The sequence below is a fragment of the Luteimonas sp. Soil_C_5 genome, from assembly GCF_057656615.1.
Genome location: NZ_JBDGKA010000003.1, coordinates 117,119 through 131,417, shown reverse-complemented (window position 1 = coordinate 131,417; position 14,299 = coordinate 117,119). Strand labels below are relative to the sequence as shown.

At 68.6% G+C, this 14,299-nt stretch carries 11 protein-coding genes; 4 read left to right on the top strand and 7 right to left on the bottom strand.

The window, feature by feature from the left end; all coding sequences use genetic code 11:
- The first annotated feature begins 106 nt into the window (after positions 1–106).
- Entirely contained in the window at positions 107–565 is a 459-nt protein-coding gene (locus tag AC3A5K_RS09070) for a HemJ family protein (RefSeq protein ID WP_487617200.1), read from the top strand.
- Between the two features lie 605 nt (positions 566–1,170).
- Here the strand turns inward: AC3A5K_RS09070 and AC3A5K_RS09065 are convergent.
- The 4 genes from AC3A5K_RS09065 to AC3A5K_RS09050 all read right to left on the bottom strand — a co-directional run bounded on the left by AC3A5K_RS09065 (position 1,171) and on the right by AC3A5K_RS09050 (position 7,170).
- On the bottom strand, positions 1,171–2,844 hold the full coding sequence (locus AC3A5K_RS09065; protein ID WP_487617199.1) for a LysM peptidoglycan-binding domain-containing protein: 1,674 nt from the start codon (positions 2,842–2,844) through the stop codon (positions 1,171–1,173).
- 174 nt (positions 2,845–3,018) lie between these two features.
- Complete coding sequence (locus AC3A5K_RS09060) at positions 3,019–4,212, bottom strand: patatin-like phospholipase family protein (RefSeq protein ID WP_487617198.1); 1,194 nt, start codon at positions 4,210–4,212, stop codon at positions 3,019–3,021.
- Positions 4,209–4,994 carry a 3-hydroxybutyrate dehydrogenase gene (locus AC3A5K_RS09055; protein WP_487617197.1) on the bottom strand — a complete coding sequence of 262 codons (786 nt, stop codon included), beginning with the start codon at positions 4,992–4,994 and terminating at the stop codon, positions 4,209–4,211. The genes AC3A5K_RS09060 and AC3A5K_RS09055 overlap by 4 nt, the downstream gene beginning before the upstream one ends.
- A 475-nt stretch (positions 4,995–5,469) precedes the next feature.
- Entirely contained in the window at positions 5,470–7,170 is a 1,701-nt protein-coding gene (locus tag AC3A5K_RS09050; protein WP_487617196.1) for an alkaline phosphatase, read from the bottom strand.
- Positions 7,171–7,389: 219 nt separating this feature from the next.
- Here AC3A5K_RS09050 and AC3A5K_RS09045 point away from each other — a divergent pair, with 219 nt between their 5' ends.
- The 3 genes from AC3A5K_RS09045 (at position 7,390) to AC3A5K_RS09035 (ending at position 11,752) form a co-directional block, all read left to right on the top strand.
- Positions 7,390–8,682: a dicarboxylate/amino acid:cation symporter gene (locus tag AC3A5K_RS09045; RefSeq protein WP_487617195.1), complete on the top strand. Its 1,293-nt coding sequence runs from the start codon at positions 7,390–7,392 to the stop codon at positions 8,680–8,682.
- Between the two features lie 171 nt (positions 8,683–8,853).
- On the top strand, positions 8,854–10,275 hold the full coding sequence (locus AC3A5K_RS09040) for a M16 family metallopeptidase (protein WP_487617194.1): 1,422 nt from the start codon (positions 8,854–8,856) through the stop codon (positions 10,273–10,275).
- Positions 10,276–10,285: 10 nt separating this feature from the next.
- The gene (locus tag AC3A5K_RS09035) at positions 10,286–11,752 is read left to right on the top strand and encodes a M16 family metallopeptidase (RefSeq protein ID WP_487617193.1); all 1,467 of its coding nucleotides are present in this window, start codon (positions 10,286–10,288) and stop codon (positions 11,750–11,752) included.
- Between the two features lie 131 nt (positions 11,753–11,883).
- On the opposite strand, the gene bla is transcribed toward AC3A5K_RS09035, so the two are convergent.
- Genes bla through AC3A5K_RS09020 form a run of 3 tightly spaced genes read right to left on the bottom strand, consistent with a single transcriptional unit; the run spans position 11,884 to position 14,130 of the window.
- On the bottom strand, positions 11,884–12,759 hold the full coding sequence (gene bla / locus AC3A5K_RS09030; RefSeq protein WP_487617192.1) for a subclass B3 metallo-beta-lactamase: 876 nt from the start codon (positions 12,757–12,759) through the stop codon (positions 11,884–11,886).
- A 60-nt stretch (positions 12,760–12,819) separates the two neighbouring features.
- Positions 12,820–13,698: a bile acid:sodium symporter family protein gene (locus AC3A5K_RS09025; RefSeq protein WP_487617191.1), complete on the bottom strand. Its 879-nt coding sequence runs from the start codon at positions 13,696–13,698 to the stop codon at positions 12,820–12,822.
- A gap of 15 nt (positions 13,699–13,713) precedes the next feature.
- Positions 13,714–14,130, bottom strand: coding sequence for a hypothetical protein (locus AC3A5K_RS09020; RefSeq protein ID WP_487617190.1), 417 nt, complete (start codon positions 14,128–14,130; stop codon positions 13,714–13,716).
- Positions 14,131–14,299 lie beyond the last annotated feature (169 nt).

Genomic DNA, 14,299 nt, shown 5'->3' with positions numbered 1-14,299 from the left:
GACGCGCATTCTAGGCGGTGCACGGGTCCTGCGACCGGGTGTCGCAGCCGACGGTTCGCGCGCACGATCGTGCGATCCTTGTGCGTCAGCCGAGGGAGCCAGCGCGATGCAAGCCTATCTGTGGGTCAAGACCTTCCATCTCGTGTTCGTCATGGCGTGGATCGCCGCAGCGTTCTATCTGCCGCGCATCCTGATCAACCTGGTCGAAGCCGGCGACACCGTCGACGTGCGCGCGCGCCTGGTGCTGATGGGCCGCCGCCTGTACCGCTTCGGCCACGTGATGCTGGGCCTCGCCCTGCTGCTGGGCCTGGTGCTGTGGATGGGCTACACGGTGATCACCGATTTCCCGACGATGGCGCCGATGGGCACCGGCGCAGGCTGGCTGCACGCCAAGCTGCTGCTGGTCGTGTTGCTGGTGGTGCATTTCGTCTTTGCCGGACGCTGGCTCAAGGGCGTGGACAAGGGCCGTCCGCTGCCATCGACGAAAGCATTGCGCTGGTTCAACGAGATCCCGGTGCTGCTGCTGGTCGGCGTGGTGTGGCTGGTGCTGGCGAAGCCGTTCTGAGTAAGCGTGCCGTCCCAGGCCGCTGCGCTGGGGCGGTGCGGGCCGGTGCAGGGCCGGGGTAGGTCGGCTGCAGCCGCTGTCTCTTCGGCGAAAGCCAGACCCGCACAGAAGAGGCGTGCGTCCGGGCATCCGATGTTTCGCTCGTCAAAGCGAATGCGGGAATCGCTGATGACAAGCGGGTGGCGAGTCGCGGGATACCTTCGACCGTCATCCCGGCGAACGCCGAGGCGGTTTTGCAACAGCCGGATGGCCGGTCATCCAGTGTCTTCCTTGGAGAGGTATTCGCGCGCGGCAGCTGCACAGCAGTGCGTCGTCAAAACGCATGAAGCCGCAAGGCGCTGGATGACCAGCGCTCTGCGCTGTCGAGGCGCGTTTCCGGCGTTCGCCGGGATGACGCGGGCGTCTGGAACTGCGCAGTCGTGACGTGTTTCCAGCTGTGGTTTCTGGGATGTCGCCGTACGAAATGCTCACGCCGCGCGGCAGGCAGCGGCGCTGCACCGGATCGGAAGCGTCGTCGCACCTCCCCGAACGAAAACGTCCCGCCGCAACGCGACAGGACGTCCTGATCTCACACCGGCATGTCATCGTGACACGCCGCTCGGTCGTCACTCGTGCGCCGTCACCGACGCATCGATGCGTGCGAAGGTCCGGTCGCCGAATCCGCCATCCGTGCTGCCATCGGAGATCGAAAACAGGCGCTCCGACAGGCCGTAATCGCTGTTGCCGAGATTGCGACCCAGCGACAGTGCGAAATCCCAGGCGTCGGGCGTCGGGTAGCTGCCGTCGGTGTTCATGTAGCCGAGCAGGGTGCCGAGGCTCATGTGCGCGCCGTTGTCGACGGCGGCGGACGTCTGCCCGGCCAGCGCGGACATCTGTGTTTCGCTGAAGCCCAGCGTCACCGTCTGGCCTTCGCTGACCGGTGCGCCGTCGAGGCCGCCGCTCAGCGCGGCGTTGAGCAACTGCACGTTGTTCTGGTCCACCTTGACGTCGTAGCTGTAGACGCGGGCGTCGGCGATCTCGTTGCCGTTCGCGTCCCAGCGCTGGCTGATGTTCATCGGCACGTTGCCCGAGTACTGCAGGTCGACGTTGCGCTCGACGCTGCCGTCGGCGTGCGTGGTGACGACCATGTTGCCGGTGTTCTTGGCGCCGTCCAGCGACAGGTTCACCGGGCCCAGCTTGGCGCCGAGGTGGGTCTGCGAGCTGTAGTCGAGACGTTCGACGGTGGCGACGTTGGCCACGCCGCTGCCGTTGGTCTCCGGCAACGCGCCGGTGGCGAGGAAGTCGTTGTACGCGGCCTGTCCGGCTGCGTTCGACAGGTCGAACTCGGCGGTGCGCAGCGTGGCGCCCGACAGGCTGTCGTTGCGGCCGAGCATGATGCTGCCGACGCCGAATTCCACGCCCACGCCGTTGTAGGCCTTGACCGCTTCGGTCGGGCCCGCGGTCACGCGCACGGTGTCTTCGCCGGTGCGCGCGACGACGGTGCTGACACCGGTCTCGTCGGTCACCTTCGTCTGCGTGGCGATGTTGCGGAAGGTCGCCTTGAATTCGTTGGTGCTGTAGTCCGAGCCGTGCATCGTCACCGTGGTGCCGACCGGCATCGACTGCGGGTCGAACGGATTCACCGACAGCGGATCCACGCCCGCATCGGACGGCATCGCGACCTGGTACGACGCGCGGATGCCCTCGGTGCGACCGATCTCCAGGCCCGCCTGCGGCGTGCTGACACCACCCTTGAGGAACACCGAGACGTCGCTCGACGCCTTGTAGGTGGTCACGCCGTCGGCGGTGTTCACGCCGCCACTGATCGATGCGTTCGCACCCCCGCCGAAGCTGACGCCGTAGCCGTTCGCGCTCTTGACCGACTCGTTGAACGCCACGCCACCCGAGGCGGTGACCGAACCCGCCTCCGGATTGACGCTGACGTTGCCGCTGGTCGACGTCGTCGACTGGTGCACCGTGCCGGCATCGCTGGTGGTCGTGGTGCGCGAGTCGGTGCGCGCGCCCTGGTTCGCGCTGATGCCGCCGGTGTTGGAGATCGACACGCCCTGGCTGCTGCTGTCGCTGACGCGCGCCGGAATCACCAGGCCGTCGCCCGGATAGATCATCTCGGGATTGCTGACCTGCGGATTGGCCTTGAGCAGGTCCTGCGCCGATACACCGTACTGGTTCGCGATCTGGGTCAGGCTTTCCGCCGGCTGCACCGTATGGCGTGTGGCTTCGCTGGTCGGGGGTGGCGGAAGGCTGGACGGCGCGTGCGATGCAGTCGGCTGGATGCTCATGCGGGACCTGTGGCGGGATGACCCATTCAGGATATCCAGCGCGTGTGGAAGCGGCAGCTGGGGTCCTCCCTAGGTCGCGCGATGGCCTTCATCGTGATGGCGCGCGGTGGGTGCGTTCGCGATGCGCCTCCGGCAGGCGACACCCCGCTCGACGCGCAGCGTTGACGCGGACACTCAGCCTGCGCTGCGCCGACGATGGATGTCGTGCGTGGCCACGCCGATGGCGCGATCGGGCAGATCGAAATACTGCGGCTGCGACAACGTGCGATCCATGTCGCGCCGGCCGCTGTCCCAGTGCTCGCGCAGCGGGATGTGGCCGAAGGCGTAGTCCTTGTTCTGCTGCTCATGCGGCCTGGTCTGGTAGATCAGATGGACGACGTTGAAGACGCGGTCGTCCAGATACGGCGACAGCGCGTCTTCGAGATGCGCCGGCAGGCGGCGGTCGGGCAAGCGTTCGATCAGTTCTTTCAGCGAGGTGCGCAGCTTCTGTGCGACTTCGACCATCTGGGTGCCGTGGCGCGTGCGGCTGGAGAAGCGGATGTCCTTCATGCGCTCCAGCACGTCCAGCATCGACCGCGGCGCGGCGCCGCGCGCGCTCCACAGGTCGACCTGGAACGCGAGCGTGTCCTCGTGCGGGCGGCAGTCGAGGATGTATTCCAGCGGCGTGTTGGAGACGATGCCGCCGTCCCAGTACGGCTCACCGTCGATCTCGACGGCCGGAAACGCCGGCGGCAGCGCGCCGGAAGCGAGGATGTGTTCGACGCGGATGGCTTCCAGCGCGCTGTCGAAATAGCGGAAGTTGCCGCGGGTCACGCTGGTGGCGCCGACGGTCAGGCACACGTGGCGGTCGCGGTTGATGCGCTCGAAATCGACCAGGCGCAGCAGCGTGTCGCGCAGGGGCGCGGTGTCGTAGAAGCTGGTCGCGGCGTCGCTGCCGTCGGCGAACAGGAACGGCGACAGGGCGCGCGCTTCGAAGAAACCGCGCTGGCCCTGCAGCATGGCGCCTGCAGCGCTCATGCCACGCGCCCAGGACAGCAACGCGGGGTCTTCGGGCAGGCCGGCGATCGCGGTACGCACCGCCATTGCCGGCAACGCGAACGGACCGGCCGGCTCGGTGATTTCGTCCCAGAACGCGCGCAGGGCCGCGATCCGGTCTTCGGGCGCATTGCCTGCCAGCAGCGCAGCGTTGATCGCGCCGATCGAGATACCGGCGAACCAGTTCGGCGCGATGCCGGCCTCGTGCAGGCGTTCGTAGACGCCACACTGGTAGGCGCCGAGCGCGCCACCGCCCTGCAGCACCAGGGCGACGCTTGGATAGCGCGCGACGCGCCGGCAGATCTTTGCGTCGACGCCTGCGGCCGCGCTCACTGCATATACCAGCCGTGGCTGACCACCAGACTCTGGCCGGTCAGCGCGTTGGTCTCGAACGCGGCCAGCGTCAGCGCGACATTGGCGACATCGTCGACGGTCGTGAATTCGCCATCGACGGTGTCCTTGAGCATCACGTTCTGGATCACCTCGTCCTCGCTGATGCCCAGTTCCTTCGCCTGCTCGGGAATCTGCTTGTCGACCAGCGGCGTGCGCACGAAGCCGGGGCAGATCACGTTGGCGCGCACGCCATAGGCCGCGGCCTCTTTTGCGACCGTGCGGGCGAGGCCCAGCAGACCATGCTTGGCGGTGACGTAAGGCGCCTTGAGCTTCGACGCCACGTGCGAATGCACCGAGCCCATGTAGATGATCGCCCCGCCGGTCTTGCGCGTTTCCATATCGCGCAGGCATTCGCGCGTGGTCAGGAAGGCGCCGTCGAGATGGATGGCGAGCATCTTCTTCCAGTCGGCGTAGCTGAAGTCGGTGACCTTGTTGACGATCTGGATGCCGGCGTTCGAGACCAGCACATCTACCTGGCCGTAATGCGCGACGACCTTGGCGATGCCGTCGACCACCTGGGCCTCGTCGGTGACGTCCATCGCCACGGCCAGCGCATCGCCGCCGGCGTTGCGGATTTCGGTCGCGGTCGCCTCGGCCGCCTCGAGCTTGAGATCGGCGATGACCACCTTGCCGCCCGCCTGGGCGTAGACCTCGGCGATGCGCTTGCCGATGCCGCTGGCCGCACCGGTGACCACGCAGACCTTGCCGTCGAGTCGATTCATGGGACCGCTCCGCTACGAATGGGGGCGGCCAGCTTAGCCCTTCGATGCGTCAGGTCGCGTCGAACCTTACGGGCGATGCGCCCCCCACGTTGCGGAAGCGCGATGTGGCTATGAACCCTGCAGGAGCGCCCTCGGGCGCGATCGGGCGTCATCTGGAAAGCCCATCGCTCGCACCCGCGCACCTGCAAGATTCCTCCTGCGAAACGTCGGCAGCACCATCGCTGGTACCGCCTGCGTTGCGGAGGCGTGGTGTAGGCAGGGCACGTCCGGGCGCGGGCACGATGGGGCGCTGGTGGCACAACCCATCGCGTGCAAGCGCGCTCCTGCAGGTAGGCCGCTGCGAACCGGTTGCGGTTCGATCGAGGCAGTCACGCGATGCGGGCATGAGCTATGTAGGAGCGCCCTCGGGCGCGACGGGGCTCTGGTAGTGAAAAACCGTCGCGCGCAAGCGCGCGCCTACAACGCTCCGCTGGCCTCACTCCGTCGCGCGTACCGGCGCGTCCACCGGCGTCATCACCGGCAGGTCCACCGGCACGCCGTCGGCGTTGCAGTGGCCGGTCGCGCACAGCTGCGTGCGCAGTGCGGGCGTGGCCTGCACGATCAGGTGGTAGATGACGTTCTGCTCGACCGTGCCGCGCACGGCCTGGCTGCCCGGGCCACGCGCCCAGATGCCGACGTCGTCGCCGCCATGCGACTCGCTGCGCATCGGCACGAGTGCTTCCTGCATGAAGTCGGGATGTTCGGTATCGACATCGCGCAGGTCGGGACGGCCGTCGGACGGCTCGAAGCTGCTGGGCTTGTGGTAGTGGACCTTGGGGCCGGCGGGCTGCTGGTTGCTGGCGCCGGTGTAGCCGGGCCCGTTGGCGTAGACCAGGGTGGTGTAGGTCAGACCGGTCGCATCCAGCGCATAGGCGTTCGGATCGTCGTCTTCGCTGACGCGGCCGCGCACCTTGCCGAGGATCGGATTGCCGCGGGTCGGATAGCCGACGAAGTTCAGCACGTGCGAATGGTCGGCAGTGACCAGAATCAGCGTGTCGTCGGCCGAGGTGGCGTCGGCCGCCGCCTGCACCGCACGCGACATCGCGACGGTCTCGTCGAGCGCGCGGAAGGCGTTGCCTTCGTGGTTGGCATGGTCGATGCGGCCGCCTTCGACCAGCAGCACATAGCCCTTGCCGTCGCGGGCCAGCCGCTCGATCGCGAAGCGGGTCATCTCGGCGAGATCCGGTTCGCCGTCGTCGCCCTGGTTGCGGTCGTGCTCGTACTGCATGTGGTCGGGTTCGAACAGGCCGAACACGGCGTCGGCATCGTTTGCCGCGCGCAGCTGCGCGGTGTTCCAGACGAAGGCGCCGCCCGGGTTCGCCGCCCGCCATTCTTCGGTCAGATCGCGGCCGTCGAGACGCTGGCCGACCTTGTCGTCGTATTCGGGGTCGCGCACGCCGGCCGGCAGGAACATGCCGCGCCCGCCGCCCATCAGGACCTTCGGGCCACGACCGGGTGCGAAGTCGAGGATCTGCTGGGCGATGTCGCGGCAGCCCTGCGCGCGCGCCTCGTCCGGCACGTCGACGTCGTTTTCCCAGTTGCGGTCCGGCACGTGAGCGTAGGTCGCCGCGGGCGTCGCGTGGGTCAGGCGCGCGGTGGTGACGATGCCTGTGTCGAGGCCGGCGTCGCTGGCCAGGCGCAGCCAGGACTGCACGTGGCGCTGGCGGCTGTCTTCGCAATCGAAGCGCTTGCCGGAGGAGACGCCGATCGCGCCCATGTGCGACTTCACGCCGGTCGCGACTGCAGTCATCGTGCCGGCGGAATCGGGCGTCTGCGAATCGGTGTTGTAGGTCTTGGACAGTGCAGTCGCGGGGAAGTGTTCCCAGCTCAGCGCGTGTTCCTCGCCGCTGCCGCCGAGGCGCTGGCCTTCGAGGATGCGCGCCGCGGCGACCGTGGTCAGGCTCATGCCGTCGCCGAGGAAGACGATGACGTTTTTCGCCTGGCCGCCCATCGCGCCATTGCCGGCCGCGCGCGCAGCGCCGCTGCGGTACCACCACTGCGCGGTCTCGTCGGCGCGGGTGGCGGCCGGCGGCACATCGATGGGTCGGACATGGCCGGCGGTGGAGGTGCCGGAGGACGCGCACGCGGCGCAAAGCAGGGTCAGCGAACAGGCGAGGCCTGCAGTCAGAAAGCGCATGGGACAGGGGATTCCGGGAAAAACGCCGCGCAATTATGCCTAGGGCGCATTTCAGCTTCACGGCAGTGGCACGGTCGCGGCGTTTCGATGGCCGCACGCGCGGTGCGACGACACCGCGTCCAGCGTTCCGTATGTAGGACGCTGGCGTCCCGGTGCCGGCATCGCCAGCATGGATGACGTCACGTATCGTCGCCTGTTGATGTCGCGGACAACCCTCGAATGAATGCTCTGGCCTGGTGGTTCCGGATTCCGTTCTGGCAGCGCGTGCTGGGTGCATTCGTCCTGGGTGCGTTGGCCGGCTGGCTGATGGGACCGGCGGCCGGCACGTGGCTGCAGCCGCTCGGCACGCTGTACGTGAATCTGATCCGCATGATCGCGGTACCGCTGGTGTTCTTCGCGGTGATCAATGCGGTCGCCGCGCTGCACGGGCAGCAATCCATCGCCGCACTCGGCGGTCGCACCTTCGGCTGGTTCGCCGCGACCGCGGTGCTCGCGGTGGGCGTCGGTTTCGCGGTGGCCTATACGTTCAATCCCGGTCTCAGCGTCGAGGCGGGATCGCTGACCCCGGCCGCGGACTACACGGTGCGCGAGGTCCCGACGCCGGTCGAGGTGCTGCTCAACGTGGTGCCGACCAATCCCTTCGCCGCACTGTCGAACGGCAACATCCTGCAGGTGATCTTCTTCGCCGGTCTGCTGGGCTTCGCCCTGGTCAAGCTGGGCGAACGCGTCGCCGCGTTGCGCGCGCTGGTCGGCCAGGCCAGCGACGCGATGATCCAGGTCACGCGCTTCGTGCTGGAACTCACGCCGATCGGCACCTTCGGCCTGATCGCCGCGTTGGTGGGCACCTACGGCTTCGAACGTCTGCTGCCGCTGGGCAATTTCGTGATCGCGCTGTACGTCGCCTGCGCCGTGCATATCGTGTTCGTCTACGGCGGCCTGCTGCTCGCGCACGGGCTCAACCCGCTGAAGTTCTTCCGCGGCGCCGCCCCCGGTATGCAGGTCGCTTTCGTCAGTTCGTCGAGCCTGGCGTCGATGCCGGTCGCGATCCGCGCGGTCACCCACAACCTCGGCGTCAACCGCGACTACGCCGCGTTCGCCGTGCCGCTGGGTGCGACGATCAAGATGGACGGCTGCGGCGCGATCTACCCGACGCTCGCGTCAGTGTTCATCGCCCAGTACTTCGGCATCGACCTGAGCTTCGCGCAGATCGCGGCGATCCTGCTGGCGTCGGTGCTCGGCAGTTTCGGCACCGCGGGTGTGCCGGGTACGGCCGTGGTCATGGCGACCGTGGTGCTGTCGGCCGCGGGCCTGCCGCTGGAGGGCCTCGGCCTGCTGCTCGCGATCGATCGCATCCTCGACATGATGCGGACGATGACCAATGTCACCGGGCAGATGCTGGTGCCGGTGCTGGTGGCGCGCGAGACCGGCCTGCTGGACCGCGACGTCTACGAGTCGGCGCGCAGCAATGTGGGACTCGACGACGGCGACAGCGAGCCCGAAACGCGCAACTAGCGGGCGCTTCGGAGCGGTTGCGGCGTGTCGGCATCGACCGCAGCCCCGCCGCTGCGGGCGCGCAGTGTCAGGCCCCGTTGGCCGCTGACGGTCCACACACACGCACACCGGCCCGCGCGACATATAGTCGGCGTTCGCGCCCCGGGGAGGGGCGGCACAGGGAACCCGACCATGAAACGACTCGCAGGACTGGGTGGCACATGCGTGCTGCTCGCGATGCTGGCCGCGCCCGCGGCCGCGCAGCAGGCAGACTGGCGTCTGCCGATCGAAACGAAGAAGCTCGACAACGGCCTGACCGTCGTCGTGTCCGAAGACCGCAGCTCGCCGACCGTCGGCGTCAGCGTGGTCTATCACGTAGGTATGCGCTTGGAGCCCGAGAACCGCACCGGCTTCGCGCACCTGTTCGAACACCTGATGTTCCAGGGCACGCCGGTCGCGCCCAAGGGCACGTTCGATCGCGTGATCCAGGGCGGCGGTGGCCGGCTCAACGGCTCCACGCGTCCCGACTACACCAACTACATCGAGACCGCGCCGGTCTCCGCGCTCGCGCCGATCCTGTGGCTCGAGGCGGACCGCATGAAGACGCTGGATTTCTCGCCCGAGAATCTCAAGAACCAGCAGGAGGTGGTCAAGGAAGAGATCCGCGTCAACGTGCAGAACCAGCCCTACGGCCTGTTCTTCGTCTTCGACATCAACCGTCTGGCGTTCTCCAAGTGGGCGAACGCGCACGACGGCTACGGCAGCTTCGAGGATCTCGAAGGCGCGACGCTCGCCGATGTCGAAGCCTTCCATCGCGACTATTACGGCCCGAACAACGCGGTCATCGGCATCGCCGGTGACATCTCGGCCGAAGAAGCCTTCGCACTGGTCGAGGAATATTTCGGCGACATCCCGTCGCGTGCGACGCCCGCACGTCCCGACGTGTCCGAACCGCTGAACACCGAAGGCAAGCGCGAAGCACAGGCCGATGCGCTGGCGCAGGTGCCGGCGCTCGCGGTGGGTTGGAAGATGCCTGCGCGCGGCCACGCCGATCACGCGCCGATGGCGGTGTTGTCGCAGCTGCTGGCCGGCGGCGACGCTTCGCGCCTGTACCAGGGCCTGGTCAAGGGTCGCGAGCAGCTGCTCAACATCGACGGCGGCCTCGGCTGGCCGCTGGGCCACGCCTGGGATTACGACGGCCCGACGCTGCTGACGCTGTTCGCGCTGTACAAGCCCAACGTCGAACCGGACGCGGTGCTGGGCGCGGTCAACGAAGAAGTCGCGCGCATCGTCGCCGAGGGCGTGCCGGCCGAAACGCTGGCCGCCGCCAAGACCAAGCTGCTGGCCGATTACGTCAACGGCCTGGAGCCCTTCATCTCGCGCGCCGACGAGCTCGCCAAGGCGCAGCTGCTGTGGGGCGATGCGGAGACGCTCAACCAGGTGCCCGAATGGGTGCAGACGGTGACCGTCGCCGACGTGCAGCGCGTGGCGAAGACGTATCTGACCGATGCCAACCGCACCGTCATCGATCGCGTGCCCGCCGCGATGGCGCCTGCGCGCGGCATCGCCCCGCCGGCCGCGCCGGCGCCCGCAGCCGCACCGGCGCAGGACTGAGGAGATCGACATGGACAAGCACCACATTCCGACCCGCGGCCTGCGTCCGCTCGCACTGGCGCTGGGCGTCTGCCTGTTCGCCGGCGCGGCGTACGCGCAGCAGCCCGGCGCCGCCGCGCCGCCCACGACTGCACCGCCGACCGAACTGCCCGCAGGCCTGCCGGATTACGGCGCCGACCGGCCGTTGCCCGAGCTGGGCCTGATCGAACGTCGCCTCGACAACGGCCTGACCGTCTGGGTGCTGCCGCGCCAGGGCGGCTTGCCGAAGGTGGACTACGTGCTCGCCGTGCGCGGTGGGCTGGCCAGCGATCCCGCGACGCTGCCGGGCATGTCGAACCTGTTGGCCGGCTTGCTGCAGGAAGGCACGGCGACGCGCAGCTCGGTGCAGATCGCCGAGGAGCTGCAGCGTCTGGGCGCGTCGATCGGCGCGAGCGCCAGCAGCGACGGTCTGTTCGTCACCGCGTCCGGCCTGTCGTCGTCGGCGCAGCCGCTGGTCGCGGTGTTCGCCGACGTGGTGCGCAATCCGGCGTTCCCGGCCAACGAGGTGCAACTGGCGAAGACCAATGCGCTGCAGGGCCTCAAGGCGATGCAGGCGCAGCCGGCCTACCAGGCGAACCGGGCGATGGGCCGCGTGCTGTTCGGCGCGCATCCCTACGGCAACACGCTGCCCACCGAAGCCGCGATCGAAGGCACCGACGTTGCAGGGCTCACGACCGCGCACGCGGCCCGGTTCCATCCCGAGCGCGCGCTGCTGGTGATCGCCGGCCCGGTGACGGAGCGTGAGGCGATGGCGCTGGCGCAATCGGCCTTCGGCGACTGGCGGGGCGCGGACACCACGGTGGCGGACGTGGCCGCGCCGGACTATCCCGCCGGTCCGCAGTTCGTGCTCGTGCCGCGCCAGAACAGCGTGCAGTCGGCGGTGCGCATCGGGCGTCCGGCCTTCGATGCCGACGACGATCGCGCGATTCCCGCGGCGCTGGCCAACACCATCCTCGGCGGCGGTTTCGACAGCCGGCTGATGCGCAACCTGCGCGAGGACAAGGGCTACACCTACGGCGCCGGCAGCAGCTTCGGCCTGCGCGCAGCGGGCGGTGCCTTCCAGGCGCAGGCCGACGTGCGCAACGAGGTGACCGGCGCGGCCATCGGCGAATTCTTCAAGGAGTTCGAACAGATGCGCAACGTGACCGTCGATGCCGACGAACTGCTGCGCGCCAAGCGGTTCACCGCCGGCACCTACCTGTTCCAGAACCAGCTGCAGGGCGCGGTCGCGTCGGCGCTGGCCTCGAACTGGGTGCTGGGCCGCCCGGCCGACTACCTCAGCAGCTACGTGGACAAGGCCAATGCGGTCACCGCGGCCCAGGTGCAGTCGGTCGCACGCGAGTTCTTCGATCCGAAGCAGCAGAGCATCGTCGTGGTCGGCGACGCGGCGGTCGCGGAGCAGCTGAAGGCTTTCGGGACGTTCGGCAGCGGCGAGTGAATCCGCGCATCGTGTGATGCAGAAGGCCCCGCAGTTGCGGGGCCTTTTTTGTGTGTGCCTGCATGCGTTGCGACGATCCGGTGCCGGCAAGTGCGCGCGCACGGCGGCGCGCCGATTGCGCGCGCGATCCCTCAGCGCGCCTTCGCCTGCTCGTCCGCGAGCTGCGCTTCGAACCGCGTTTCCGCGCCATCCGCATACGCCGCACACGTCGCCGCCTGTGCACCCGCCGCGTCGCCGGCAGCGTAGTCCCAGCCGCTCGAGTCCGGATGTGGGGTCAGCAGCAGGTCGCAGGGCAGGGCGCGCACGGTCCGGAAGGTGCGGCGGTAATCCTCGATCAGCCGCGGATAGCGCGGATTGTCCTGCAGCCGGTAGCCCGGCGCGCTCAGACTGTCGACATAGGCAATGCGCACGGGACGACCGTCGCGGGTATCGGTCCAGGTCCAGGCGACGCTGCCGGGCGTGTGGCCGGGGACGAAATGCACGGTGAAATCGGTGCCGCCCTGCGAGACGACTTCGTGGTCCATGACGATGCGATCGGTCTGCACCGGCGGGTAGGCGATGTCGTCGCCGAAATGCAGATCGTCGGTGCCGCCGCGCGCGAACAGCGCGGCAGATTCGGCATTGGCGACGAGGTGCGCACCGGTGCGGCGCTTGAGCGCGGCGAAGGGACCGGCATGGTCGGCATGTGCATGACTCGACAGCAGCAGGCGCAGGTCCGCGGGCGCGACGTCCAGCCGCTGCATGTTGGCCAGCAATGCGTCCGCCGCCTGCGGCATGCCGCCGTCGATCAGCACAGCGCCGTCATCGGTGACGACCAGCAGCGCGGTCAGGCCGGCCGTGCCGATCTGCCAGGTGCGATCGGCGATGCGCACCGGTGCGATCGGCTGACGCCACGACTCGCGCACCGTATAGGCCTCGAGCTGCGGCAGCGGCGGTTCCGCCGCGCCGGCAGGCAGCGCGGTCGGGGCCAAGAGGGCAAGCGAAGCGGCGAGCAGGGACGGGCGCATCGGAATTCCAGCGGCAGGCGGACGCACAGTCTGCCGCGTGCGCGGCGTCCTGCAAGCGCCTCAGACGGATGCGTTCGCGTCGCGCGCGCCGGGCCGGTTGAGCCAGGCGGCGAAGGCGGCGGCAGTGAAGAACATCAGCAGGCTGTAGACCGCGGCGGGCGCCGACATCGTCGCGTTGCCGAGCACGCTGAGCGCGATGAAGATCGCCAGCGTGCCGTTGTGGATGCCGATCTCCATCGCGATCGCGATCGCCTGCCGACGCGGCAGCTTCACCGCCCGCGGCGCGACGTAACCGGTGCCCATGCTGACCAGATTGAACAGCAGGCAGGCGATGCCGACGGCGGCGAAGTAGCTCAGCAGCGTGTCCCAGGTGCTGGCGACGGCGGCGATGATCAGCAACACCAGGACGACCACCGACAGCAGCCGGATCGGCTTCTCCATGCGCGCCGCGAAGCCGGTCGCGAATGCGCGCACCAGCATGCCGAGACTGACCGGCAGCAGGATGATCAGCGCGACCTCGATGATCTTGCGCGTCGGCGGCGGCACGTACTGGCCGGCGCCGAGGAAGAACTCCAGCGACAGGTTGAGGATGACCGGCAGCGTGACCAGGCACAGCACGCTGTTGACCGCGGTCAGCGTGATGTTGAGTGCGACATCGCCGCGCGCGATATGGCTGAAGATGTTCGCGGTCGCGCCGCCCGGCGACGCGGCCAGCAGCATCAGCCCGACGGCGAGTTCCGGCGGCAGCCGGAACAGCAGCGCCAGTGCCAGCGCCGCCCACGGCAGGATGCCGATCTGCAGTGCGAGCCCGATCAGCACCGCGCGCGGATAGCGTGCGACGCGGCGGAAGTCGTCGAGCGTCAGGCCGAGGCCGAGCCCGAACATGATCACGCCGAGCGCGAGCGGCAGCAGCAGCGTGGTCATCAGCGATGCCTGCATGGCGCGCCCTTCGCCTTAGGTGCGCGCGTCGGCGCGATCGCGCCGCAGTGCAAGCCGGCCGCCGCACCAAGCGAGCGGGATCGGCCCGATCACACCGAGCAGCGTCATCCACAGCGGATGCGGCAGCATCCAGGCATTGCCGATCACGCCCAGCACGATCAGCACACCCACCGCGATCGCGGCGCTCATGCGGCGCACGCGTGCGAGCCGCGCCGCGACCCAGCCTCCGCAGACCGCGGCGAGCAGCCAGCCGAGCAGTACACAGCTCAGCATGCCTAACGACGCGTTGGCAAACATCTCGGCGGGATCTGCTTCTGGATCGAGTTGACCGATCGGCATCGGGAACATCCAGTGACCGACAAGCTCAAGCCCGTGTATGCACATCATGGCGACGACCATGCCGAGCATCACCGAGAACATCGTGCGGATCATGGCGCCTCCCCAGCGCGAACCGGCGTGCAGCATCGCGCGGCGGGTGGAGGAGGGCAAGCGGCGGTGCGGCAATGCGCGGTCTACGCCGCGCGGATCGCCGTGCACATGGACGTCGCTTCATTTTCCGGGCGGAGTCGCTGGATGATCACCGCTGCGCGCTGTCGAGGCG